This is a genomic window from Pseudomonas sp. GV105 (assembly GCF_003058185.1).
GTDB lineage: Bacteria > Pseudomonadota > Gammaproteobacteria > Pseudomonadales > Pseudomonadaceae > Aquipseudomonas > Aquipseudomonas veronii.
The window spans coordinates 798,423-821,852 of sequence record NZ_QBUF01000001.1 but is presented as its reverse complement, the minus strand read 5'-3'; the positions used below and the strand labels follow the sequence as shown (position 1 = coordinate 821,852).

The 23,430-nt window shown below is 63.0% G+C and carries 18 protein-coding genes; 2 read left to right on the top strand and 16 right to left on the bottom strand.

Annotated features, from left to right (window positions below; all coding sequences use genetic code 11):
- Positions 1-440 precede the first annotated feature (440 nt).
- The 7 genes from C8K66_RS03530 to C8K66_RS03500 form a co-directional block, all read right to left on the bottom strand.
- Positions 441-2,081, bottom strand: a complete 1,641-nt coding sequence (locus tag C8K66_RS03530) for a BatD family protein (RefSeq protein ID WP_046383655.1) — start codon at positions 2,079-2,081, stop codon at positions 441-443.
- The gene (locus tag C8K66_RS03525) at positions 2,078-3,817 is read right to left on the bottom strand and encodes a tetratricopeptide repeat protein (protein ID WP_046383654.1); all 1,740 of its coding nucleotides are present in this window, start codon (positions 3,815-3,817) and stop codon (positions 2,078-2,080) included. Before C8K66_RS03525 ends, C8K66_RS03530 begins: the two co-directional genes overlap by 4 nt.
- Positions 3,814-4,902 (bottom strand): VWA domain-containing protein, encoded by a 1,089-nt coding sequence (locus C8K66_RS03520; protein ID WP_057004657.1) that lies wholly within the window; start codon positions 4,900-4,902, stop codon positions 3,814-3,816. Before C8K66_RS03520 ends, C8K66_RS03525 begins: the two co-directional genes overlap by 4 nt.
- Positions 4,895-5,389 (bottom strand): DUF4381 domain-containing protein, encoded by a 495-nt coding sequence (locus C8K66_RS03515; RefSeq protein ID WP_108524252.1) that lies wholly within the window; start codon positions 5,387-5,389, stop codon positions 4,895-4,897. The genes C8K66_RS03520 and C8K66_RS03515 overlap by 8 nt, the downstream gene beginning before the upstream one ends.
- Positions 5,386-6,318 (bottom strand): DUF58 domain-containing protein, encoded by a 933-nt coding sequence (locus C8K66_RS03510; protein ID WP_108524251.1) that lies wholly within the window; start codon positions 6,316-6,318, stop codon positions 5,386-5,388. Before C8K66_RS03510 ends, C8K66_RS03515 begins: the two co-directional genes overlap by 4 nt.
- Before the next feature lie 5 nt (positions 6,319-6,323).
- Positions 6,324-7,283: a MoxR family ATPase gene (locus C8K66_RS03505; protein ID WP_003218556.1), complete on the bottom strand. Its 960-nt coding sequence runs from the start codon at positions 7,281-7,283 to the stop codon at positions 6,324-6,326.
- A gap of 148 nt (positions 7,284-7,431) precedes the next feature.
- Positions 7,432-7,782: a hypothetical protein gene (locus C8K66_RS03500; RefSeq protein ID WP_108524250.1), complete on the bottom strand. Its 351-nt coding sequence runs from the start codon at positions 7,780-7,782 to the stop codon at positions 7,432-7,434.
- An 827-nt stretch (positions 7,783-8,609) separates the two neighbouring features.
- On the opposite strand from C8K66_RS03500, the gene C8K66_RS03495 reads away from it, so the two are divergent.
- On the top strand, positions 8,610-13,478 hold the full coding sequence (locus C8K66_RS03495; protein ID WP_057004653.1) for an NAD-glutamate dehydrogenase: 4,869 nt from the start codon (positions 8,610-8,612) through the stop codon (positions 13,476-13,478).
- Between the two features lie 128 nt (positions 13,479-13,606).
- Here C8K66_RS03495 and C8K66_RS03490 read toward each other — a convergent pair whose 3' ends face one another.
- The 3 genes from C8K66_RS03490 to C8K66_RS03480 all read right to left on the bottom strand — a co-directional run bounded on the left by C8K66_RS03490 (position 13,607) and on the right by C8K66_RS03480 (position 16,455).
- The gene (locus C8K66_RS03490) at positions 13,607-14,302 is read right to left on the bottom strand and encodes a GntR family transcriptional regulator (RefSeq protein ID WP_017846480.1); all 696 of its coding nucleotides are present in this window, start codon (positions 14,300-14,302) and stop codon (positions 13,607-13,609) included.
- Positions 14,303-14,318: 16 nt separating this feature from the next.
- Entirely contained in the window at positions 14,319-15,020 is a 702-nt protein-coding gene (locus C8K66_RS03485) for a FadR/GntR family transcriptional regulator (RefSeq protein WP_017846479.1), read from the bottom strand.
- Positions 15,021-15,129: 109 nt separating this feature from the next.
- Positions 15,130-16,455 (bottom strand): C4-dicarboxylate transporter DctA, encoded by a 1,326-nt coding sequence (locus C8K66_RS03480; RefSeq protein ID WP_173677810.1) that lies wholly within the window; start codon positions 16,453-16,455, stop codon positions 15,130-15,132.
- 216 nt (positions 16,456-16,671) lie between these two features.
- Here C8K66_RS03480 and C8K66_RS03470 point away from each other — a divergent pair, with 216 nt between their 5' ends.
- Complete coding sequence (locus tag C8K66_RS03470) at positions 16,672-17,301, top strand: DNA-3-methyladenine glycosylase I (protein ID WP_017846477.1); 630 nt, start codon at positions 16,672-16,674, stop codon at positions 17,299-17,301.
- Positions 17,302-17,315: 14 nt separating this feature from the next.
- On the opposite strand, the gene C8K66_RS03465 is transcribed toward C8K66_RS03470, so the two are convergent.
- From C8K66_RS03465 to C8K66_RS03440, 6 genes are all read right to left on the bottom strand, one after another.
- Positions 17,316-17,720, bottom strand: coding sequence for a cupin domain-containing protein (locus C8K66_RS03465; protein ID WP_017846476.1), 405 nt, complete (start codon positions 17,718-17,720; stop codon positions 17,316-17,318).
- 83 nt (positions 17,721-17,803) lie between these two features.
- Positions 17,804-19,237: a PLP-dependent aminotransferase family protein gene (locus C8K66_RS03460; protein ID WP_108524249.1), complete on the bottom strand. Its 1,434-nt coding sequence runs from the start codon at positions 19,235-19,237 to the stop codon at positions 17,804-17,806.
- A gap of 132 nt (positions 19,238-19,369) precedes the next feature.
- Complete coding sequence (locus C8K66_RS03455) at positions 19,370-20,137, bottom strand: SDR family oxidoreductase (RefSeq protein ID WP_017846474.1); 768 nt, start codon at positions 20,135-20,137, stop codon at positions 19,370-19,372.
- Positions 20,138-20,168: 31 nt separating this feature from the next.
- Positions 20,169-21,236 (bottom strand): phosphotransferase family protein, encoded by a 1,068-nt coding sequence (locus tag C8K66_RS03450; protein ID WP_108524248.1) that lies wholly within the window; start codon positions 21,234-21,236, stop codon positions 20,169-20,171.
- A 129-nt stretch (positions 21,237-21,365) separates the two neighbouring features.
- Positions 21,366-22,319, bottom strand: a complete 954-nt coding sequence (locus tag C8K66_RS03445) for a 2-hydroxyacid dehydrogenase (RefSeq protein ID WP_046383648.1) — start codon at positions 22,317-22,319, stop codon at positions 21,366-21,368.
- A 142-nt stretch (positions 22,320-22,461) separates the two neighbouring features.
- Entirely contained in the window at positions 22,462-22,986 is a 525-nt protein-coding gene (locus C8K66_RS03440; protein WP_108524247.1) for a cysteine hydrolase family protein, read from the bottom strand.
- Positions 22,987-23,430: the final 444 nt, after the last annotated feature.

Here is a 23,430-nt window from a genome sequence, read left to right as displayed (position 1 = left end):
TACCTCCTGGCCATGATTAATACATGTAAACGATGTCTCCGGTTTCAAACGTAAAGGATGTCTCCGGTCTGTACCGGGGCAAGCCCCCTCCCACAGGGGTATGCGGTGTGCGTTATGTCTTGGCGGGCAGGCAATTCAGGGCGCGGAAGGACAGGTTCGGGCTATGTCGACCAGGCGACGCAGATCCAGTGTGGGAGGGGGTATGCGGTGTGCGTTATGTCTTGGCGGGCAGGCAATTCAGGGCGCGGAAGGACAGGTTCGGGCTATGTCGACCAGACGACGCAGGTCCAGTGTGGGAGGGGGCTTGCCCCCGATGGCGGCGTGTCAGCCGACATCATAATTGACTGATACTCCGCTATCGGGTGGTGGTGGGTCCGCTTGCTCGGTGTTGACTGGCCCACCCCCCGTCCCGACTCTCGATTCGTGACGTATCAGGGGGGCTATTTGGGATACAACGGCGGCAAGCTGGTGGTGTCGGTCGTCGGGTCTTGCTCGCGTTCGGCCATTGGAATGGCTTTTACCGCACGCCACAGTTCTTCACCCAGCCAATAATGGCCGCTTTCGCTGTACAGCGCGCCGTTCAACCCATCCAGCGCGTCGGACAGCGGCACGAAGCGCGCCGCCATGTCGGCCAGGGTTTCCGGTTGTTGCCGGGCCCAGGCGTCGAGGGCCTGGCGCGTGGCTTGGGGGTCGTTGGCCTGGGTCGCGCGCTTGAGGTCGTCGAGCAGGGTGCGCGGGCTCGGGCCGGTTTGTGCGGCGCGTTGCACCGCCGGTTGGCGGCGTGCGCGCCACCACAGGCCGAAACCCAGCAACGTGGTGCAGGCAAGGAGCAGGGTGCTCAGTTGCCACAGCCACAAGCGGCTATCGTCGGGGGCGGTGATCACGGTCGGTGTCGCGGGCGTGTCCACCACCAGGCTCGGGTTATTCGCCACTTGCAGCGTGCGGGCGGGCAGGCGGGTGCGTTCGAGGTGGTCCTCATGGGTGTTCCACCACACCACTTCCACCGCCGGCAAGTCCAGCGCGCCGGCGCGGGTGGGCACCAGGGCTTCGCGGTCTTCTCGGCTGCCGATCAGGCCACGGTCGTTGTTCTGGTTGCCGACTACCGGCTGGTCCGGGTAGCGGCGCAGGCCATTGATCTCGGTGCTCGGCAGTGCCGGCAGTTGTGCGCTGGAGAGGCCCTCGGCCTTGACCGTCAGGCTGCGGGTCAGGGAATCGCCGACCTGCACGTGGTCCGGCTCGGGGTTCCAGTTTTCGCTCAGGGTCAGGCTGCGTGCCGGCAGCCACGGCGCCTCGGCGGGGTACAGCTCGGGCTTGGGCTTGACCGTCAGCTCGAGGGGCGCGGAGCTGACGTGGATCAGCTTGCCCGGCTTGGTGCCCTGTAGCGTGTTCTCCTGCGGCGGGCGCGATTCCACCAGGGTCGCGCTGAAGGTCTGGGCGGCAATCGTCAGGCTGCCGCTGTGCTGCGGGTAGATCGCGTAGCGGGTTTCGATCACGCCGTGGCGAATGCTGTTGATGACCTTCTCGTAGGTGCGTGATTCGCCCAGTTGCTCGATGCGCGCATCGGGAATCTGCAGCGGCGTGAGGCTGCTGTCGTCATACAGCGACACCGAGTGATACACGCGTACCGTCAACAGGGCCTGGGCCTGCACGTACACGGTGTTCTGGTCGAGGTTGGACTCGACGAACACCGGCGCGAGTTCGGCGTTGGTGTCCTGGCTGGTGGTTTCCAGCACTTGCAGGCTGATCGGCTGGGTCGTGTATTCGCCCACTTGCAGCGGCGGGATCACCACGGTGCCGTTTTGCTTGGGCAGCAGGGTAATGATCCAGCGCGTGGTGGCGTGGTTATCGCCGCCGAGGGTGGTGAGTTGGTTGATCTGGCGCGTGCCGCTGACTTCGAACTGCGCCTCCAGCGGCGACAGGTCGGGTTTGCCGAACTGCGTGACGTCGCCGGATTCCACCGTCAGCTCCACCGTTTCCCCGGAATTGAGGCGGCTGCGGTCGACGCTGGCGACCAGGTTCGCCGCCTGGGCGTGGCTTGCCGACAACGCGAGCAGAAGCAGAAGGGTGGTGCGGCGGCTCATCGAGTCTTGTCCTGATGCTGTTGCTGTTCGTACCAGAATTTGCGCCGCAGCAGTTCGCCGGGGTTGTCCGGGATCTCCTGCAGCCATTGTTCCAGGGCCTGGCGATGTTCGTCGTCCAGGCTGGCGCCGCTGGGGCGCAACGGCGGGGTGGTGGTTTGCTCGTCCTCCAGCTCGCTGCCCGGCACGTCATTGCCGCCCGCTTGTGGCGTGGCGCCGGCCTGGGTATCGGCGGTGCCGGCTTCACCCTGGTTTTGCGGCGATTGCTCGCCACCCGTGGCACTTTGCGCGCTGGCGCCCGGTTGCGCAGTTTGGCCGGGTTGGGTGGTTTCGTCATCTTCGTTTTTTGCGGGCGGGGCCGGCTCGGGCTGCGCCTGTTGTTGTATCAGGCTTTCCACCAGGGCCTTGTTTTTCAGGGCCGGCAGCAGATCGGGCTGGGCTTCCAGCGCCTGTTCGTAGGCATCGATGGCTGCTTCCAGCTCACCGGACCTGGCCAGTGCATTGCCGCGATTGTAGTGAGAGTAGGCGTCACTGCCCTCGGCAAAACGCTTGATGGCTTCGGCGTAGTTACCCGCTTCGTACAGCGCCACGCCTTGCCATTGCGGGTCTTGGAAGCGTTCGGCGGCTTCGGCGGGGCGTTTTTTCTTCAGCAGGTACTGGCCTTGCTGGTCGGGGCGCAGCCACAGGTCCTGGAGTTCGAAGGCATAACTGGGCTGCGGTGCGCCAAGCAGCAGCAACGGCAAGCAGAACAACCAGCCACGCCGCCCGGCGCACGCGGCCAGCAGCAACAGCGGCAGCAGCAGCCAGTAACCCTGGTCGGCCCAGGTGTCGAGGTGCAGCAGTTGGCCGTCGTTGCGCAGGGCTTGCGGCGCGTCGAGCATGCCCAGTTGGCGCAGGTCCTTGTCGTCCAGGCGCGCGGCACGGTAGCGGCCGCCCATTTCGCTGGCGAAGGCTTTGAGCGTCGGGCTGTCGAGGCGCGGCACGAGGATGGCGCCTTGGTCGTCCTTGAGGAATTCGCCGCTCTCCAGGGTCACCGGCGTGCCTTCGCGGCTACCGATGCCGAGGATCGACAGGCTTGGCGCCTGGCCGCCTTGCAGCAGCAAGCGGATGCCCTGGCGTTCCTGCTTGGACAGCGATGAACCGATCAGCAGCAGACGCCCCTGGCCGAGGCCGCCTTGCTTGAGCAGGCCGAGGGCTTTCTCCACGGCCAGGTCGGCGCGGTGCCCGGGCTCGGGCATCAACGAGGGGCGTAGCGCTTCGAGCAGGTTGCGGCTGGTGGCCAGGTCGTCCGACAGCGGCACCAGGGTGTGGGCGCTGCCGGCATACACGACGATGGCGGTTTGTGCGTCGCTGCGCGCCTGCAGTAAGTCATACAGCTTGCGCCGTGCCTGCTCCAGGCGGCTGGGCGGGCTGTCGGTGGCGAGCATTTCCGGGGTCAGTTCGAGCAGCACCACCAAGGGGTCGGAAGGCTTCTGGCTGGTCTGTTCCACCCGTTGCCAACTGGGGCCGAGCAAGGCCAGTACTGCCAGCAGCCAGGCAATACCGAGGAGCACCCACGGCGATTTGCTTTCACGGCCATTGCCACCGCTGAGCAGCACGGCATGGAACGCCGGCGGCAGGATCATCTGCCAGCGCCCGGCGCGCTTTTGCCGGTGCCACAGCTGCCACAGCAACCAGCCGAGCAGCGGCAGCAGCAACAGCCACCAGGGACGGAACCAGTGCGGCCACAGGTCGATCATCGACGCCTCCGCAAACGCAGGCGTTTGAGGCGCTGGCGCCATTCTGGGTGCTGTTGCAGAAAATGCCCCTTGGTCGACAGTTTGTTGAACAGCCGTTGCAGCGCGTTGTTCGGCCAACGCTCCTGCACCACCAGCAACAGGCTGAGGATCAGCGCCAATGCCAGGGGGCCGCTGTACAGCGCCTGGGCCGGGCGCGCCTGGGTCGGTTGCTGTTCGACCGGTTCGAGTTGGTCGAGGGTTTCCTTGACCGCTTGCAACTCTGCGCCATCGCGGGCACGGAAGTAGCGGCCGCCGGTGGCCTCGGCGATGGCCTTGAGCGCCGGTTCGTCGAGGTCCAGGCTCGGGTTGACGCCCAGCACGCCAAGGGAACCGGTTTGTTCCGGATCGGCGCCGATACCGATCGGGTAGATCTTCACGCCTTCTTCGGCGGCCAGGCGCGCGGCGGTCAGTGGGTCGATCCGGCCGCCGTTGTTGGCGCCGTCAGTCACCAGGATCAGCACGCGGCTTTGCGCCGGGCGCTGGCGCAGGCGTTTCAAGGCCAGGCCGATGGCGTCACCGATGGCGGTGTTCTTGCCGGCGATGCCGATGCGCGCTTCATCCAGCCAGGTGCGTACCGTGTGGCGGTCGAAGGTCAGCGGCGCTTGCAGGTAGGCTTGGCTGCCGAACAGGATCAGGCCGACGCGATCGCCTTCGCGCCCTTCAAGGAAGTCGCCGAGCAGGTGTTTGACCAAGGTCAGGCGGCTGACGTCATCGTCCTCCCACTGCATATCGGGAAAATCCATGGAGCCGGACACGTCCACCGCCACCAGCAAATCGCGGCCGCTGGCGGCAATCGGCAGCGGTTCGCCGAGCCATTCCGGGCGGGCGGCGGCGGTCAACAGCAGCAGCCACAGCACGACGAAAGGCGCCTGTTGCCGCCAGCCGGGCAGGTTCGAGCGTGCGCGGCGGCCCGCCAGGCCTTCGAGGTCGCTGAGGTAGCTGACTTTCAGCGCGGGCTCGCCGCTGTCGGCCGCCGGCAGCACCAGGCGCATCAACCAGGGCAACGGCAGCAGGGCGAAGATCCACGGCCAGGCGAACTCAAACATGTTTGCGAATCCAGGTGTCGACGGCCTGGGTCAGGCCGGCGATGGCTTTGTCGTCGAGTTTGCATTCGGGCTTATAGGCGCCTTCCACCAGCACCATCCAGCGTGTGAGGCCGGCGGCGGGGCAGCGGTTATCGAGAAACGCCAGCCATTTGCGGCCATTGAGGGTGTGGCTCTGGCTGTAGGGGTAGTCGTTGCGGCACAGGCGCTTGAGCAGGCCGTTGAGTTGCTGCAGCCAGGCCCCGGCGGGCGCGCCGTCGTAGGGTTTGGGCATCAGCGCCAGTTCGGCCAGGGCGGCGATGCGCAGCGGGTCGAGCGGTTGTTCGGCGCGGGACACGGGACGCCGCGTGGGCAGGAAGCGGCGCAGCCACCACACGCCCCAGCCCAGCAGCGGGATCACCAGCAGCAACAGCCACCAGCCTGGCGCAGGCGGCCAGAAGCCGATCGCCGGTGGGGCGATCAGCGGTTGGAGTTGGTCGAGGCTGCTCATTGCTTTTTAGCCGGGCGTTGCGGGTTGAGGTATTCGCGCAGTTGCTCGACCATTTCGCTCTGGGTGCTCAAGGGCATCAGCAATACCCGCAGTTTCTGCGCGAGCAGTTCCCAGCGGGCGCTGCGCGCTTCGGCCTGGGCCTTGTAGGCCTGGCGCAAATCGAAGTTCAGCGTGTCCAGTTCCAGTTGCGCACCGCGTTCGGCAAAGCGCAGCAGCCCAGCGGCGGGCAGGGCGTGGTCGAGCGGGTCGGAGATCGGCAACAGCAGCAGGTCGCAATGGCGTGACAACAGGCTCAGCTGTTGTTCGGCGCCTTCGGTCAGTGCGCGCTCGTCGCAGATCACGATCACCAGGCTGCCGGGGCGCAGCACTTCACGGCCACGGCGCAGGGCCAGGCCCAGGGCGTCGGTTTCGGGGCCGCTTTCGGTGCTCAGGCTCTGGTTGACCCGCACCAGGCGGTTGAGCAGTTGCAGCAGGCTCTGTTTGCTGCGCCGCGGTTTGATTTCGTAGTGCTCGTTGTCGCCGAAGACCAGTCCGCCGACGCGGTCGTTATGCCCCAGCGCCGCCCAGCCGATCAGGCTGGCCGCCTGGGCCGCGAGCACCGACTTGAACATCTGCCCCGAACCGAAAAACAAGCGGCAGCTTTGCTCCACCATGATGAAAATCGGGCGTTCGCGCTCTTCGTGGAACAGCTTGGTGTGCGGTTCCTGGGTGCGCGCGGTCACGCGCCAGTCGATGGTGCGTACATCGTCGCCGGCCTGGTAGACGCGCACCTGGTCGAAGTCGACCCCGCGCCCGCGCAGCTTGGAGTGGTGCAGGCCGATCAGCGGGCTGCGCTGGCTTGGCGTGGAAAACAGCTGCACTTCGCGCACGCGGTGGCGCATCTCAATCAATTCGCTGAGCGTGACGCGCACTCCATCGCTGGCGTTCATCGATTTCAAGCGACGGCTACGACGTCGAGAATGCGTTGTACCACGCGGTCCTGGTCGATCCCGGCGGCTTCGGCTTCGAACGACAGAATGATGCGATGGCGCAGCACGTCGAACAGCACCGCCTGGATGTCTTCCGGGCTGACAAAGTCTCGCCCGGCCAGCCAGGCGTGGGCACGGGCGCAGCGGTCGAGGGCGATGGAGCCGCGGGGGCTGGCACCATAGGCGATCCACTCGGCCATTTCCGGGTCGAATTTGGCCGGGGTGCGTGTGGCCATGACCAGTTGCACCAGGTATTCCTCCACCGCATCGGCCATGTACAGGCCGAGAATTTCCTTGCGCGCGGCAAAGATCGCCTGCTGGCTGACGCGGCGTTCGGGCTTGGTTTCACCGTTGAGCGCCTCGCCACGGGCCTGCTGCAGGATGCGCCGCTCCACGGCCGCGTCCGGGAAACCGATCTTGACGTGCATCAGGAAACGGTCGAGCTGGGCTTCGGGCAGCGGGTAGGTGCCTTCCTGCTCGATGGGGTTTTGCGTGGCCATCACCAGAAACAGCGGCGACAGCTCGTAAGTACTGCGGCCCACACTGACCTGGCGCTCGGCCATGGCTTCGAGCAAGGCCGACTGCACCTTGGCCGGGGCGCGGTTGATTTCGTCCGCCAGCACCAGGTTGTGGAAGATCGGCCCCTGCTGGAACACGAAGCTGCCGGTTTCGGGGCGATAGATTTCAGTGCCGGTGATGTCGGCGGGCAACAGGTCGGGGGTGAACTGGATACGATGGAACTGCGCTTCGATGCCTTCGGCCAACTCCTTGATGGCCTTGGTCTTGGCCAGGCCCGGCGCGCCTTCCACCAGCATATGGCCGTCGGCAAGCAAGGCAATCAGCAGGCGCTCGATGAGTTTTTCCTGGCCGAGAATCTGCGTAGAAAGAAAGGTTCGCAGCGCAAGCAGCGCTTCACGATGTTCCATCGATGACGGTTCCTGGAGAGATGAGCCCGAGCGTCGAGAAAAAACGCCGGGCCTGGGGGGCTTACTTTAATGCATCGTGGGGGGCGGCGACTAACGGCGCGCGGGGTATTTTTCGCAAAACGTGTAGGAATTTTGTGTGTCAGTAGCCTCAGGCACGGATATAAGTGCCTGTGCCCCTGAGAATGTTCTGCAGGGTTTCTTCAACTTCAGCCAAATCCTCAGGGGCGGTGCTGTGCAGAATCTCCAGGTGATCCTTGCCGCCCAGTGCATCGGCATCGCCTGCCGCCAGCTCAATCAGCAACGTGCTGTCACTCAGCGTGACCTTCAGGCCCTCGAGGGTCGATGGTTCGTCGTCCCAGGTCAGCTCCACCTCGTCTTCATCCGGGTAACGGGCCAGTATGAACATCTCGCCCTTAGTGCTATGGCAGCAGAGCATGGCCATGTTGTCTTCTTCTTCGTCACATGGGTTGGCGATCAGGTTGGTAGTGATCAATTGCATGGCAGTCCTATGGGTTTATTGGCCGCAAAAGGGGGATTTTGCCACTGCCGCCATATTTATGTCGGTGTGAATTTCATCAGTGCGTCATGGCTTGAGCACAACGATTTTGCCTTTTTTATAGGTTGACTATCTAAACGGCGGCACGCCTGTCGGCTGTGGCCTGGGGGCCGCCTGGTTATATTTATCCCATTGCGCAGAATATACGCCGCTGTCGGCGAACGAAATCGGCGGATTGATGTTATCCGGTGACGAGGTGGGTTGCGAAATGATGGGCGAGGGGGCTGTTGGCGTAATCATGACGGGCCTGCAATAGATGACAGTCGGTTAACCACGCTCCCTGTGTTTTTTTTGATTGGCGGTTGGCGCAGGAAAAGTTCCCTGATGTTTGAGGTCCCTTGCTTGATGTGCCGTAGGTATGTGCCGACGGGCTTCGCGTGTGTTAGCTATCATTGGCTTGAAATCAGCGCCGGTGACCGGCTTTTTTGTCGTTCGGTGTGTGTGGTTGCCCTTTGTGCAACCCTTCGTTGCCAGCCGATGACCGAATATGTCGCAGCGCCGCAAGCAGCTGTCTTCCTACACTCGTTAAGCTGCGCAACGGATGTGCTCACTGCTGGGAGCCTGACCTGCCCGTCACACCGTCGCCTGGCAAGGTGTACGTCCAATGGAAGTTGTATGTGACCTGATCGTCTTGTCCAGCTTCACCCACCTGTCACCCTGATTCGTTTATGGTGCTTGTATCGTTACCTGCGAACAGGGCTGACGGTCTCCCCCAAAGGGGATAACACGCGACGCTTCCATCAATAACAAGCCCAAGCGGAGTACCACAGATGGCGTTCTTCACCGCAGCCAGCAAGGCCGACTTCCAGCATCAACTGCAAGCGGCACTGGCGCAGCACATCAGTGAACAGGCACTGCCACAAGTGGCGCTGTTCGCTGAACAATTTTTCGGCATCATTTCCCTGGACGAACTGACCCAACGTCGCCTTTCCGACCTGGCCGGTTGCACCCTGTCTGCCTGGCGCCTGCTTGAGCGCTTCGACCACACCGAACCCCAGGTGCGGGTCTACAACCCCGATTACGAACGTCATGGCTGGCAGTCGACCCACACCGCGGTCGAAGTGCTGCACCATGACCTGCCATTTCTGGTGGACTCGGTGCGTACCGAGCTGAACCGCCGCGGCTACAGCATCCACACCCTGCAAACCACCGTGCTCAGCACGCGCCGTGGCAGCAAGGGCGAATTGCTGGAAATTCTGGCCAAGGGCACCCAGGGCGAAGGCATCCAGCAAGAATCGCTGATGTACCTGGAAATCGACCGCTGCGCCAACGCCGCCGAACTGAACGTGCTGAGCAAAGAGCTGGAGCAGGTACTGGGCGAAGTGCGCGTGGCAGTGGCCGATTTCGAGCCGATGAAAGCCAAGGTCCAGGAACTGCTGGTCGGTATCGACGCCAGCCGGTTCAGCATCGACGGCGAAGAACAAGCCGAGATCAAGAACTTCCTGGAATGGCTGGTGGGCAACCACTTCACCTTCCTCGGCTATGAAGAGTTCGTGGTACGTGACGAGGCGGACGGTGGTCATATCGAATATGACGCCAGCTCCTTCCTCGGTCTGACCAAGCTGCTGCGCGCCGGCCTTACCGCCGACGACCTGCGCATCGAAGACTACGCCGTGTCCTACCTGCGCGAGCCGACCGTGTTGTCGTTCGCCAAGGCCGCACACCCGAGCCGCGTGCATCGCCCGGCTTATCCGGACTACGTGTCGATCCGCGAGATCGACGCCGACGGCAAGGTCATCAAGGAATGCCGCTTCATGGGCCTGTACACCTCGTCGGTGTACGGTGAAAGCGTGCGGGTGATTCCTTATATCCGCCGCAAGGTCGCGGAAATCGAACGTCGCTCGGGCTTCCAGGCCAAGGCGCACCTGGGCAAGGAACTGGCGCAGGTGGTCGAAGTACTGCCGCGTGACGACCTGTTCCAGACCCCGGTCGACGAGCTGTTCAGCACCGTGATGTCGATCGTGCAGATCCAGGAACGCAACAAGATCCGCGTGTTCCTGCGCAAAGACCCCTACGGGCGTTTCTGCTACTGCCTGGCCTACGTGCCGCGCGACATCTACTCCACCGAAGTGCGCCAGAAGATCCAGCAAGTGCTGATGGATCGCCTGAAAGCCTCGGACTGCGAATTCTGGACGTTCTTCTCCGAGTCCGTGCTGGCCCGTGTGCAACTGATTCTGCGGGTCGACCCGAAGAACCGTCTGGACATCGACCCGCTGCAACTGGAAAAAGAAGTGGTGCAGGCCTGCCGCAGCTGGCAGGACGACTATTCCAGCCTGGTGGTCGAAAGCTTCGGCGAGGCCCACGGCACCAACGTGCTGGCGGACTTCCCGAAAGGTTTCCCGGCCGGCTACCGCGAGCGTTTTGCTGCGCATTCGGCGGTGGTCGACATGCAGCACTTGCTCAGCCTCACCGAAGCCAACCCGTTGGTGATGAGCTTCTATCAGCCGCTGGGCCAGGTGTCCGGCCAGCGTGAGCTGCATTGCAAGCTCTACCATGCCGACACCCCGCTGGCGCTGTCCGACGTATTGCCGATCCTGGAAAACCTCGGCCTGCGCGTGCTGGGTGAATTCCCGTACCGCCTGCGTCATGCCAATGGCCGTGAGTTCTGGATCCATGATTTCGCGTTCATTGCCGCCGAAGGCGTGAACCTGGATATCCAGCAGCTCAACGACACCCTGCAGGACGCGTTCGTGCATATCGTCCACGGCGATGCCGAGAACGATGCGTTCAACCGCCTGGTACTCACCGCTGGCCTGCCGTGGCGCGACGTGGCGCTGCTGCGTGCCTACGCGCGTTACATGAAACAGATCCGCCTGGGCTTCGACCTGGGTTACATCGCCAGCACCCTGAACAACCACACCGACATCGCCCGCGAGTTGACCCGGTTGTTCAAGACGCGCTTCTACCTGGCGCGCAAGCTCACCGCCGACGACCTGGAAGACAAGCAGCAACGCCTGGAACAAGCGATCCTCAGCGCCCTGGACGAGGTTCAGGTGCTCAACGAAGACCGCATCCTGCGTCGCTACCTGGACCTGATCAAGGCCACCCTGCGCACCAACTTTTACCAGACCGACGCCAACGGCCAGAACAAGGCGTACTTCAGCTTCAAGTTCGACCCGCGGGCCATTCCCGAGCTGCCCAAGCCAGTGCCGAAGTTTGAAATCTTCGTCTACTCGCCACGGGTCGAGGGTGTCCACCTGCGCTTCGGTAATGTCGCGCGCGGCGGCCTGCGCTGGTCCGACCGTGAAGAAGACTTCCGCACTGAAGTGCTCGGCCTGGTAAAAGCCCAGCAAGTGAAGAACTCGGTGATCGTGCCGGTGGGCGCCAAGGGCGGCTTCCTGCCGCGCCGCTTGCCACTGGGCGGTAGTCGCGACGAGATCGCGGCCGAGGGCATCGCCTGCTACCGCATCTTCATTTCCGGCCTGTTGGACATCACCGACAACCTCAAGGATGGCGCCCTGGTGCCGCCGGTCAACGTCGTGCGGCATGACGGCGATGACCCGTACCTGGTGGTCGCGGCCGACAAAGGCACTGCGACCTTCTCCGACATCGCCAACGGCATTGCCATCGACTACGGCTTCTGGCTCGGCGATGCATTCGCCTCCGGCGGTTCGGCCGGTTACGACCACAAGAAAATGGGCATCACCGCCAAGGGCGCGTGGGTCGGTGTGCAGCGTCACTTCCGTGAGCGCGGCATCAACGTGCAGGAAGACAGCATCACCGTGGTCGGCGTCGGCGACATGGCCGGCGACGTGTTCGGTAACGGCCTGTTGATGTCCGACAAGCTGCAACTGGTCGCGGCCTTCAACCACCTGCATATCTTCATCGACCCGAACCCGAACCCGGCGACCAGCTTCGTCGAGCGTCAGCGCATGTTCGAGCTGCCGCGTTCGGCGTGGAGCGACTACGACACCAGCATCATGTCCGAAGGCGGCGGTATCTTCTCGCGCAGCGCGAAGAGCATTGCCATCTCGGCGCAGATGAAAGAACGCTTCGACATCCAGGCCGACAAACTGACCCCGACTGAACTGCTGAACGCCTTGCTCAAGGCGCCGGTGGACCTGTTGTGGAACGGCGGTATCGGCACTTACGTCAAGGCCAGCACCGAAAGCCATGCCGATGTGGGCGACAAGGCCAACGACGCGTTGCGCGTCAACGGCAACGAGCTGCGCTGCAAGGTGGTGGGCGAGGGCGGTAACCTCGGCATGACCCAACTGGGGCGTGTGGAATTCGGCCTCAATGGCGGCGGTTCGAACACCGACTTCATCGACAACGCCGGCGGCGTGGACTGCTCCGACCACGAAGTGAACATCAAGATCCTGCTCAACGAAGTGGTGCAGGCTGGCGACATGACCGACAAGCAACGCAACCAGTTGCTGGCGAGCATGACCGACGAAGTCGGCAGCCTGGTGTTGGGCAACAATTACAAGCAGACCCAGGCCCTGTCCCTGGCCGCACGCCGTGCCTACGAGCGTGCCGCCGAGTACAAGCGCCTGATGAGCGACCTGGAAAGCCGTGGCAAGCTGGACCGCGCCATCGAGTACCTGCCGACCGAGGAGCAGCTCACCGAGCGCGCCGCCACCGGCAAGGGCCTGACCCGTCCGGAGCTGTCGGTGCTGATCTCGTACAGCAAGATCGACCTCAAGGAAGCCCTGCTCAAGTCGCAGGTGCCGGATGACGAGTACCTGACCCGTGACATGGAGACCGCGTTCCCACCGAGCCTGGTGGCCAAGTTCGGCGAGGCGATGCGTCGCCACCGTCTGAAGCGCGAGATCGTCAGCACCCAGATCGCCAACGACCTGGTCAACCACATGGGCATCACCTTCGTGCAGCGGCTCAAAGAGTCGACCGGCATGAGCCCGGCCAACGTGGCGGGCGCCTATGTGATCGTGCGCGACATTTTCCATCTCCCGCATTGGTTCCGTCAGATCGAAGCCCTGGACCACCAGGTCTCCGCCGACGTGCAACTGGAGCTGATGGACGAGCTGATGCGCCTGGGCCGTCGTGCCACGCGCTGGTTCCTGCGCAGCCGTCGCAACGAGCAGGATGCCGGGCGTGATACCGCGCACTTCGGTCCGCACCTGGCCGCACTGGGTCTCAAACTCGACGAACTGCTCGAAGGCCCGACCCGTGAAGGCTGGCAGACCCGTTACCAGGCCTACACCGAAGCCGGCGTACCGGAGTTGTTGGCACGCATGGTTGCAGGCACGACGCACCTGTACACCTTGCTGCCGATCATCGAAGCCGCCGACGTGACCGGGCATGACGCCGCCGAAGTGGCCAAGGCCTACTTCGCCGTCGGCAGCGCCCTGGACTTGCCATGGTACCTGCAGCAGATCAGCGATCTGCCGGTCGCCAACAACTGGCAGGCCCAGGCCCGCGAAGCCTTCCGCGACGACGTGGACTGGCAGCAACGGGCGATCACCATTTCCGTACTGCAAATGGCCGAAGCGCCACAAGACATGGAAGCCCGCGTGGCCCTGTGGCTTGAGCAGCACCAGGACATGGCCGATCGCTGGCGCGCAATGATGGTGGAAATCCGTGCCGCGGTCGGCACGGACTACGCCATGTACGCGGTGGCCAACCGTGAGTTGCTGGACCTGGCGTTGAGCGGTCAGTCGGTGCTGGCATCGGTTTGATCGAGCGGTAAACAACTGTGGGAGGGGGCTTGCTCCCGATAGCGATGGATCAGTCAACACCGGTATGACTGATCCACCACTATCGGGGGCAAGCCCCCTTTTTCATTGTGAGCGCCATCGACTTGGGATCAGTGGTGCTTGAGTAGTCGGGTCTCCAGGTGATCCAGGTGTCGGGTCATCAAGTTCACCGCAATGCCAGAGGCCCGTTGCTCGATGGCATCGACAATCGCCACATGCTCCTGCCACGCACAATAGCTGCTGGCTTGCGCCTCGTACTGGGCAATGATCAGCGACGTCAACGGCACCAGGCTGTTGAGAAACTGCGCCAACGGCGCATTCCCCGCCATCGCCGCCAATTGCAGATGAAACTCCCCCGACAAGCGAATCGCCGGCCCACGCTGGTCGCGTTCAATACAATCACGCTCGCGGGCAATCAACTCGCGCAACTGGCGGATCTGCATCGGTGTGGCCTGGGCGCAGGCCAGTTGTACCACCGTGATCTCCGTCAACCGCCGCGCTTCCAGAATCTGCCGCGTTTGCTGGGCATCCGGTGCGGCTACCTGGGCGCGCTGGTTGGGGCGCAGGATGATCACGTGCTGGTGCGACAACTTGGCCAACACCCGGCGAATCACGCTGCGGCTCACTCCGAAGGTTTGGCCCAGGCTTTCCTCGGTCAACCGGGTGGACGGGGCGATGCGCTGTTCGAGAATGGCGTCGAACAGCCGTGGGTAGATGTCATTCACCGAGGGCTTTTTACCGGCCACCAGGCACATGGCGGGCAGGCCGGTGATGGGCAGGTCGCGTGGCAAGGCGTGGGCGGTCATGGCCGGTCTCCAAAAATCAACTGCCCAGATGGTCGTCCGGGATGGTCAAGCGAATGCCCATGCGCAGGCCTTCCTGGAGGATGTGCTTGCGCATTTCGGCACTGGCCAGGGCGCTGTTCTTGTTGCGGATGGCGCGCACCACGGCATCGTTTTCCTGCAGGCGTTCTGCCAGGTGTTCCGGGGAGTTGCGCAGCACCTGTGCGCTTTGCTTGAGAGCGTTGCTGGTTTGTTGCACCACGTTCTGGAAGATCGGGTTGGAGGTGAGGGCGAACAGTTCTTCGTGGAAGGCAATGTAGGCATTCATCCCGGCTTCGGCGTCGCCAGCGTCGAGGGCTTCGCGCATGTCCATCAGGGTCAGGCGCAGTTGGCCAACCTCTTTGCTGCTGATGGATTGGGCTACCAGGCCGACAATAAACGGTTCGAGGGTGTAGCGCAGTTGCAGGATATCTTCGAGGCTGGCGTCGGCCACGGCGTCGCTCGATTGCGCCTCGTTGACGTGGGTTTCGAGCACCACCACGCCTTTGCCGGGCATCGAGCGCACCAGGCCGAGGGTTTCCAGCACGATCACGGCTTCACGCAGGCTGGGGCGGCTGATGCCCAGCTGTTCGGCCAGTTCACGCTGACCGGGCAGCATTTCACCGCGCCGCCACTGGCCCCGCGCCAGGGAGGCGCGGAGTTTTTCTACGACTGAATTGACGACGGTTGAGGGGGTGACCACGTCGATTGCTCCTTGATGTTGCGAATACAATTGCCACAAAGGCGACGATTGAGTGTGGGAGAGAGCAAGCTCCTTCCCACTGGTGATCTGTGTCGCTCATGCCAATGGGTCAGAACTCCTGGTGCGCGGGCACTACCGGCTTTTTAGCCTGGAACGCATAACCCTGCTGGCCGGCGAGTACCTTGTTGGCGCGCTGGATATCGATGTCTTTTTCCCAGCGCGCAATGGCCACGGTGGCGACGCAGTTGCCGATCAGGTTGGTCAATGCACGGCCGATGCCCATGAACCAATCCACCGCCAATACCAGCACCAGGCCGACCACCGGAATCGCCGGGATGGCCGTGAGTGTCGCCGCCAGAATCACCAGCGCTGACCCCGGAATGCCATGGGCGCCCTTGGAGGTGATCAACGATACCAGCAGGATGGTCAGCAAGTCGGTCATCGACAGCGGTGTGCCGGTAGCGTTGGCGATAAACACGATGGCCAGGGTCAGATAGATCGAGAAACCGTCGAGGTTGAACGAATAGCCTGTCGGAATCACCAGGCCCACGGTGGAACTGCCGATGCCCAAGTGTTCCAGTTTACGCATGATCTGTGGCAGCACCGCGTCGGACGAGGCGGTGCCCATCACGATCAGCAGCTCTTCGCGCAGGTACTTGAGCAGCGGCAGCATGCGCAGGCCGGACAGGCGCATCACCAGGCCGAGGATCACCCCGACAAACATAAAGCAGGTCAGGTAGAACAGGCCTACCAGGCTGCCCAGGTGCTGCAGTGAGTCCAGGCCGTAGGTGCTGGTGGTAAAGGCGATCGCGCCGAACACGCCGATCGGCGCCAGGCGCACGATCATGCCCATGATGCGGAAGATCACGTGACTCAGCTCGTTGATCAGCCGCGAAATGCCCGACGCCGCTTCACCCACCAGGTTCAAGGCGCTGCCGAACAGCACCGAGAACAGCAGCACTTGCAGCACGTTGTTGTCGGCAAATGCACCGATCACCGAGTTGGGGATCAGGTCCATCAGGAACTGGCTGGTGCCCTTGATGTGTTGGCCCTTGTCGGCCAGTTCATGCAAGCCGGCGGAGGACAATTGCTCCAGGTGGATATTCGCACCGCTGCCGATGCCGGTGCTGAAGGCCATGAGCAGGCCGATCACCAGGGCGACGGTGGTCAGCACTTCGAAATAGATCACCGACTTGAGGCCGATGCGCCCGACCTTTTTCAAGTCGCCGGCGCCGGAGATACCGCTGACCACCACGCAGAACACGATCAGGCCAATCAACATCTTGATCAGTTTGATGAAACCGTCACCCAGGGGTTTGAGTTGCGAGGAGAATTCGGGAAGGGCCAGGCCGCAGAGGATGCCGAGCATCAGACCGATCACGACTTGCAGGAAAATCGAACGCGAGCACCATCTGAACATGGGAGGGATCTCTATTCGGTGCCCTGGTGGGTCCAGGGCTTAATTGTTGTGGTCATACCGGTAAGTCCAGTGCGTGGCCAGTCTACGCTGGGTTTTTTCCAGGTCACAAGTGATTTTCGCGGCTTGTCCGGTTGCGGTCTGACCAGTTGCTCTGCGAGGGCGGTGCTTGAGCGGTTGACGGGGCGCAAATTTTTTCGCTTATCATCCGCCGCTGAGTACGCGAGGTGACGGATGGACAAACCAGGACTGAGCACCAACGACGCAGGGCTGACCCATTGCAGTTGGCGTACCGCTGCGCCGGAATATCCGCATTACCACGACCATGAATGGGGCGTGCCGGTGGCGGATGACATTCAGTTGTACGAGAAGATTTGCCTGGAGGGGTTTCAGGCGGGGATGGCGTGGATCACCATCCTGCGCAAGCGCGAGCATTTTCGGCGGGCGTTCGACGGTTTTGATTTCCGCCGTGTGGCGCAGTACGGCGAAGCGGATATCGAACGCCTGATGGCTGACCCTGGCATTGTGCGCAACCGCGCGAAGATCGTCTCGACCCTCAACAATGCGCGCAGGGCGTGCGAGTTGGTGGCGGAAAGCGGTTCGTTGGCGAAATGGCTATGGTCGTTTGAACCGACGCCTGACGAACGCCCGGCGCGGGTGGATCTGGCGTATTGGCGCGCCAACCCGACGTCACCGGCTTCGGTGCGCTTGTCGAAGGCCTTGAAGAAACGCGGGTGGACCTACGTGGGGCCGACCACGATGTATGCGTTGATGCAGGCGACGGGGATGGTCAATGACCATCTTGAAGGTTGTGCCTGCCGCGAGCCGATTGAAGCACTGCGCCGTCGATTCAATCGCCCTTGAGTCTCGCAGCGGTGCTATTCGTGCGCCAGAGGGGTGAGCACCTCAGCCTTGTCATCCAGCACCATCACCACCAGCAGTTTCGCCGGTCGGGTCTGGCTGGCATTGCTCGACTCGAAGTGCCGCGAGCCCGCCGGCTCGTAGAATGACTGGCCGGCCGTGTAGGTGATCGCCGGTTCATCGTTGACCCGCGACGTAATCGCGCCCTCCAGCACGTAAGCCACGGCAGTGCCGGTATGGCTGTGGGGCACGGTGGCCTGGCCCGCGGCGTAATCGACGCTCAGCATGATGGTTTTCTTGCCGGGCACGTTGCTCAGGGCGTGCTCTTGCAGAACCTTGATCGACTCCTGGTTGTACACCGGTTCATGGGCGAAGGCACTGAACGAGGCCAGTATCAGGGCGGTTGCGAGTGAGCGTTTCATGGCGAGTTTCCGAGTCGTTCGAGAGGTCTTCACCCTACGCCGCGTGCTCCCGCCGACCAATGACCAATCCAGCCGAAAAACCTCTAGCCAATCTGCTGGAGAATGTCGCGCACCTTGTCCAGGGCCGGGTCGATGTCCAGGGTTTCGATCGCGCCGAAGCCGATGATCAGGCCCGGGCGTACCGGCGTGTCGTGAAAAAACACGTCGAGCGGGTACAGGCCCACGTCGACCTGGCGTGCCAGCTGCATCAACAACGCAATATTCACCGGCACCTTGCACAGGGCCGCCATATGAAAGCCGGCCACGGTGGGCACCGCTTCGAACCACGGCGCCAGGTCGCCCGCCAGGCGCTGCAGGATGCGCTCGCGGCGCCCGGCATACACGCTGTGGCAGCGGCGAATATGCTTGAGCAGATAGCCTTCGCTGATGAACTTGGCTAACGCCCATTGCGGCAAGGTGGAGCTGTGTTGATCGGTCAATTGCTTGGCCTTGAGCACCGCGCCATAAAGGGCTGGCGGCAGTACCGCATAGCCCAGGCGCAACTCCGGCAGCAGGGTTTTGGAGAAGGTGCCGACGTAAGTCACCACGCCTCGGGTGTCCATGTTTTGCAGGGAGTCGGTGGGACGGCCTTCGTAACGGAATTCGCTGTCGTAGTCGTCTTCGATAACCATCGCCCCCAGCTCGAACGCACGGGCCAGCAGGGCTTCGCGGCGTGCCTGGCTCATGGGCATGCCGAGGGGGAACTGGTGGGACGGTGTCGCATAGATCAGCCGCGCACCGTCGGGGATCCGCTCGACCTGAATGCCCTGATCGTCGACGGGCACCCCTATGACGTTTGCCCCCATCGCCATGAACAACTGGCGCGCCGGGGTGTAGCCGGGGTCTTCCATGGCGACGATGCTGCCCGGCTCCAGCACGACGCGGGCGATCAGGTCGAGAGCCTGCTGCGCGCCGTTGGTGACCACGATGTCGTCGGCGCTGCATTTGACCCCACGGGAAAACGCAATGTGCCCGGCGATGGCGCTGCGCAACGCCAGCAGGCCTTCGGTCTGGCTGTAGAGGCCACTGTTCTGGGCAATACGGCGCAGGGCGTCCTGGGTGCAGCGTCGCCATTCGTCCTGGGGGAATTGGTGGCGGCTGGTGGCGCCGCCGAGGAACTCGTAGCGCAGGGCACTGTCGCGCGTGGGGTGATGCATGGGCGAGGGCAGTGCCTGCCACTTCGCCAGGTTGGCGGCGCAGGCCAGGTCGGTGGCGGTTTGCAGGCGTTCGGTCGGCGGAGTGCGGCTGTTGACGAACGTGCCGCGTCCGATCTTGCCCACCAGCAGGCCTTCGTAGGTCAGGGGGGCGTAGGTGTCGGACACGGTCTTGCGTGACACGCCCAGTTGCGCGGCCAGCAGGCGGCTGGGCGGCAGTTGCGCCCCGGCGGCCAGGCGGCCGGAGTCGATGGCTTCGCGCAGTTGCTGGTAAAGCTGTTCGGCCAGGTCCTTGCGGCCGTTGATGATCACGTGCAGTTCCATGTTTTTCCTGAGGGGCTGAGTCGGTCCAAGACTACTCGCTGGCGACGTTTGCTCCAAAGGGGCTGTATGACAACGCGATAAAAAAAGTGGGAGCGGGCCTGCTCCCACCTGCGGATTGTGCTGCTTATGTGGTTAGGACAGGAAACCACCGTCCACGTTCAGCGACACCCCGGTGGTGTAGCTGGATGCATCGCTGGCCAGGTAGAGCACCGCGCCGGCCATCTCGCTCGGGTCCGCCACGCGCTTGAGCGGGATCTGCGCCAGGGCCATTTTCAGGATCGCGTCGTTCTTCACCAGCGCCGAGGCGAACTTGGTGTCGGTCAGGCCCGGCAGCAGGGCGTTGCAGCGGATGCCGAATTCAGCGCATTCCTTGGCGAACACCTTGGTCATGTTGATCACCGCGGCCTTGGTCACCGAGTAGATGCCCTGGAACACGCCCGGCGAGATGCCGTTGATCGAGGCCACGTTGATGATGCTGCCGCCGCCGTTTTCGCGCATCAGCTTGCCGGCTTCCACCGACATGAAGAAGTAGCCGCGAATATTCACATCCACGGTTTTCTGGAAGGCGCCCAGGTCGGTGTCCAGCACGTTGCAGAATTGCGGGTTGGTCGCGGCGTTGTTGACCAGGATGTCCAGGCGGCCGAACTGCTCGCGGATGCCGGCGAAGACCTGGCTGATCTGCTCCATTTCACCGATATGGCAGGCAACCGCAGTGGCCTTGCCGCCGTCGGCGATGATCGCATCCGCTACGTGCTGGCAGCCTTCCAGCTTACGGCTGGACACGATCACGTGGGCGCCTTGCTGGGCCAGCAACTTGGCGATGGCCTCACCGATGCCACGGCTGGCGCCGGAGACAAAAGCGATCTTGCCGTCGAGGTCGAACAGGTTGGTCTTGGACATGGGGGTTCCTTGTGGGTCTTGGCTCGGTCGATCAGAGGGCGGATTTGCCGATGACATTCAGGCTCATCTGCTCCAGCAGCTTGTTCATCTGAATGAACTGCGCAAAGCGTTTGTCCTGGGTCTGTCCATGGAAAAAACGGTAGTAGATCTGCTGCACGATGCCGGCCAGGCGGAACAGGCCGTAGGTGTAGTAGAAGTCGAAATTGTCGATCTCAAGGCCGGCGCGCTCGGCGTAATAGTCGACGAACTGGCGACGCGTGAGCATGCCCGGCGCGTTGCTCGGCTGGCGGCGCATCAGTTGCACGGGCGCCGGGTCGGCGGCTTCGATCCAGTAGGCGAGGGTGTTGCCCAGGTCCATCAGCGGGTCGCCGAGGGTGGTCAACTCCCAGTCCAGCACGCCGATGATCTGCATCGGGTTGTGCGGGTCGAGGATCACGTTGTCGAAGCGGTAGTCGTTATGCACGATGCTGGAAGTGGGATGGTCGGCCGGCATCTTGTCGTTGAGCCAGGCGCGCACGGCCTCCCAGCGAGGTGCGTCGGGGGTCAGGGCTTTTTCGTAGCGGTCGCTCCAGCCGCGGATCTGGCGTTCCACGTACCCCTCGGGCTTGCCCAGGTCGGCCAGGCCGCAGGCGTTGTAGTCCACTTGATGCAGTTCGACGAACTTGTCGATAAAGCTTTTGCACAGCGCTTCGGTCTTGCTCGCGTCCAGGCCCAGTTCGGCCGGCAGGTCGGAGCGCAGGATGATGCCGTTGACGCGCTCCATCACATAGAACTCGGCGCCGATCACCGATTCATCGGTGCAATGCACGTAGGCCTTGGGGCAGTAGGGAAAGCCGTCTTTCAGCTGATTGAGAATGCGGAACTCGCGGCCCATGTCATGGGCCGATTTGGCCTTGTGCCCGAACGGCGGGCGGCGCAGCACGAATTCCTGGCCCGGGTATTCCAGCAGGTAGGTCAGGTTGGACGCGCCGCCGGGGAACTGGCTGATCTTGAACGTGCCGCTCAGGCCCGGGATATGGGCCTTGAGGTAGGGATCGATCAGGCTGGCATCAAGTTCTTCGCCTGGGCGGATCTGGGTCGATTGGTCGTTCAGCGCCATGCTTATCCCTTCTGCTTATTCTAAAGGCCTCGGACTATTGGCTAATCTAATGCGCCCAGCCGCCCGGCCACAAGGTCGGGGCGGCTTAATAGGTTCGCGTGTTGGATGATGATCAGCGTGCCTGATCGGTCATTTTTCGGGCGGGGGCAAGGCGACCGGCGTCAGCACCGGCCGGCCGGCGAAGTACTCCAGCAGGTTGTCGGCCACCCGCTGCACCGTATCGTGCGCGGCTTCCGGCGACAGCCCGGCCACATGGGAGGTCAGCACGGTATTGCTCAGGCGCTTGAGGGCATCGGGCACCTTGGGCTCGTCGTCGAACACATCCAGTGCCGCGCCGCCGATACGCCGTTGTTCCAGGGCGGCGACCAGGTCGGCGGTCACCACCACGCTGCCACGGCCGATATTCACCAGGTAGCCGTTCGGCCCCAATGCATCCAGGGCATGCCGATCGATCAAGTGGCGCGTGCCCGGGCCGCCGGGCGTGGCCAGGATCAGGAAGTCCGAGCTGTGTGCCAGCTCCACGGCGGTCGAGCAATAGATGTAGTCCACGTCATCGCGCGGCTGGCGGTTGTGGTAACTCACCTGCATGCCGAACCCGAGGGCGGCGCGCTTGGCGATCTCCAGGCCCACCGCGCCGAGGCCGAGAATCCCCAGTTGCTTGCCGCCCAGGGAAGGGCGCATCACCTTGGGCCACTCGCCGTGGCGCACTGCCGCGTCCGTTTGCGGAATGCCGCGCACCAATGACAGCAGCAAGGCCATGGCGTGGTCCGCCACCGAAGGCGCGTTCACCCCGGCACCGTTGGTCACCACGATCCCGCGGTTGCTTGCCGCCTGCAGGTCGACATGCTCATAGCCGGCACCGATCACGCAGATGATCTCCAGCAACGGCAGCGCGGCGATTTCTTCGGCATACAGGCCCAGCGGGCCACGCGTCAGTACGGCCTTGATCTGCCCGCCGTGGGCCTTGATGGCCTGGGCGCGTTCGGCGGGCGTCGGTGCCAGGATCACATGAAAGTCATTGCTTTCGATGATGGGCAGGTATTCGTTGATGGTTTCGACCAGGACCAGAACAGTGGTTGTCATCGGACGGCTCTTCCTGAAGGTTTTGAGAGCAAGAGTATGCGGGATTTGTCAGCAAAATCGCTTTGCCGTGGCAGAAAAATCGTCGTAGGGCCGAGCTTGCAGGTGTTGGGGGCGACGCGTGCCCCCTACGGTATTTGCGTTGTCAGAAACTGATCGCGGCGGCGCTCACGCGTTGCACAAACGCCCCGGCCAACGTGGCATTGTGATGTTCGATGATCGCCGCCGCCGACAGCGTTGCAGTGTCCATGCAGGTGTGGCCGTCTTCGGGCAGTATCACCGAGAACCCCAGTTCGACTGCGATGCGGCAAGTGGTATCGATGCAGAATTGGGTTTTCATCCCGACAATCACCAGCTCATTGAGCTGCATCGCGCGCAGTCGCTGCGCCAGATCGGTGCCGAGGAAACAACTGGGCCGGGTTTTATTGAAGAACTGGTCACGCGCCTCGTCGACATCCAGCTCATGCCACACCTGCCAATACGGGCTGCCCGCAGCAATCGCGGAGCCCGCCGGGCCTGTGTGGCGGGCGACGAAGATCGGTGCGCCGGCGTGGCGCGCGCGCCCGATCAGTTGGTTGATGGTCTGCAGCACCCGTTCGCGTTCGAAGGGGTGCTCCGGGCCAGCGTACAGGCCGGTTTGCATATCGATGATCAGCAGGGCGTCAGCCATGGTGTTGCTCCTTTCGCGTGCCGGATGGCGGCGCAATAAAAAAGGCCCCGTCCATTGCTGGCGGGGCCTTGGGTTGAATCCGTGAGGTGTCTAGTTCAAGCACCCACAGCAACCGCACGACCCGCCAGAAGCGGTCGTGGTGGTGGTGCGGGTGAGGTGCTGCTGAAAAAGGTTCATGACCGATCATGCTGGGGCATAAGTTTGGCTGTCAAGCGTCGCAGGCAACTTCTTATAAGGCGTGACGATGTTTCGGGCATCCACAAGGGACTCGTCTGACACGCGACTACCCAGGGGGCTCTTCACGCCAAACGCGCAAAAAATAGCCGACAACCTCGTCCTTGAGCCTCTGCACCGCTTAACCATTCCTCAGCTAAGCCTTTGCTTATTTAAAAGAATCCCGGACAATCGCGCCCCTGTTATAGCCGGGGCGCTGCCTGTCAGGTT

Bases quoted from the DNA above. Each gene is read 5' to 3' on its own strand.
- C8K66_RS03530 (WP_046383655.1), bottom strand. From the start codon at position 2,081: ATGAGCCGCCGCACCACCCTTCTGCTTCTGCTCGCGTTGTCGGCAAGC.
- C8K66_RS03525 (WP_046383654.1), bottom strand. From the start codon at position 3,817: ATGATCGACCTGTGGCCGCACTGGTTCCGTCCCTGGTGGCTGTTGCTG.
- C8K66_RS03520 (WP_057004657.1), bottom strand. From the start codon at position 4,902: ATGTTTGAGTTCGCCTGGCCGTGGATCTTCGCCCTGCTGCCGTTGCCC.
- C8K66_RS03515 (WP_108524252.1), bottom strand. From the start codon at position 5,389: ATGAGCAGCCTCGACCAACTCCAACCGCTGATCGCCCCACCGGCGATC.
- C8K66_RS03510 (WP_108524251.1), bottom strand. From the start codon at position 6,318: ATGAACGCCAGCGATGGAGTGCGCGTCACGCTCAGCGAATTGATTGAG.
- C8K66_RS03505 (WP_003218556.1), bottom strand. From the start codon at position 7,283: ATGGAACATCGTGAAGCGCTGCTTGCGCTGCGAACCTTTCTTTCTACG.
- C8K66_RS03500 (WP_108524250.1), bottom strand. From the start codon at position 7,782: ATGCAATTGATCACTACCAACCTGATCGCCAACCCATGTGACGAAGAA.
- C8K66_RS03495 (WP_057004653.1), top strand. From the start codon at position 8,610: ATGGCGTTCTTCACCGCAGCCAGCAAGGCCGACTTCCAGCATCAACTG.
- C8K66_RS03490 (WP_017846480.1), bottom strand. From the start codon at position 14,302: ATGACCGCCCACGCCTTGCCACGCGACCTGCCCATCACCGGCCTGCCC.
- C8K66_RS03470 (WP_017846477.1), top strand. From the start codon at position 16,672: ATGGACAAACCAGGACTGAGCACCAACGACGCAGGGCTGACCCATTGC.
- C8K66_RS03465 (WP_017846476.1), bottom strand. From the start codon at position 17,720: ATGAAACGCTCACTCGCAACCGCCCTGATACTGGCCTCGTTCAGTGCC.
- C8K66_RS03460 (WP_108524249.1), bottom strand. From the start codon at position 19,237: ATGGAACTGCACGTGATCATCAACGGCCGCAAGGACCTGGCCGAACAG.
- C8K66_RS03455 (WP_017846474.1), bottom strand. From the start codon at position 20,137: ATGTCCAAGACCAACCTGTTCGACCTCGACGGCAAGATCGCTTTTGTC.
- C8K66_RS03450 (WP_108524248.1), bottom strand. From the start codon at position 21,236: ATGGCGCTGAACGACCAATCGACCCAGATCCGCCCAGGCGAAGAACTT.
- C8K66_RS03445 (WP_046383648.1), bottom strand. From the start codon at position 22,319: ATGACAACCACTGTTCTGGTCCTGGTCGAAACCATCAACGAATACCTG.
- C8K66_RS03440 (WP_108524247.1), bottom strand. From the start codon at position 22,986: ATGGCTGACGCCCTGCTGATCATCGATATGCAAACCGGCCTGTACGCT.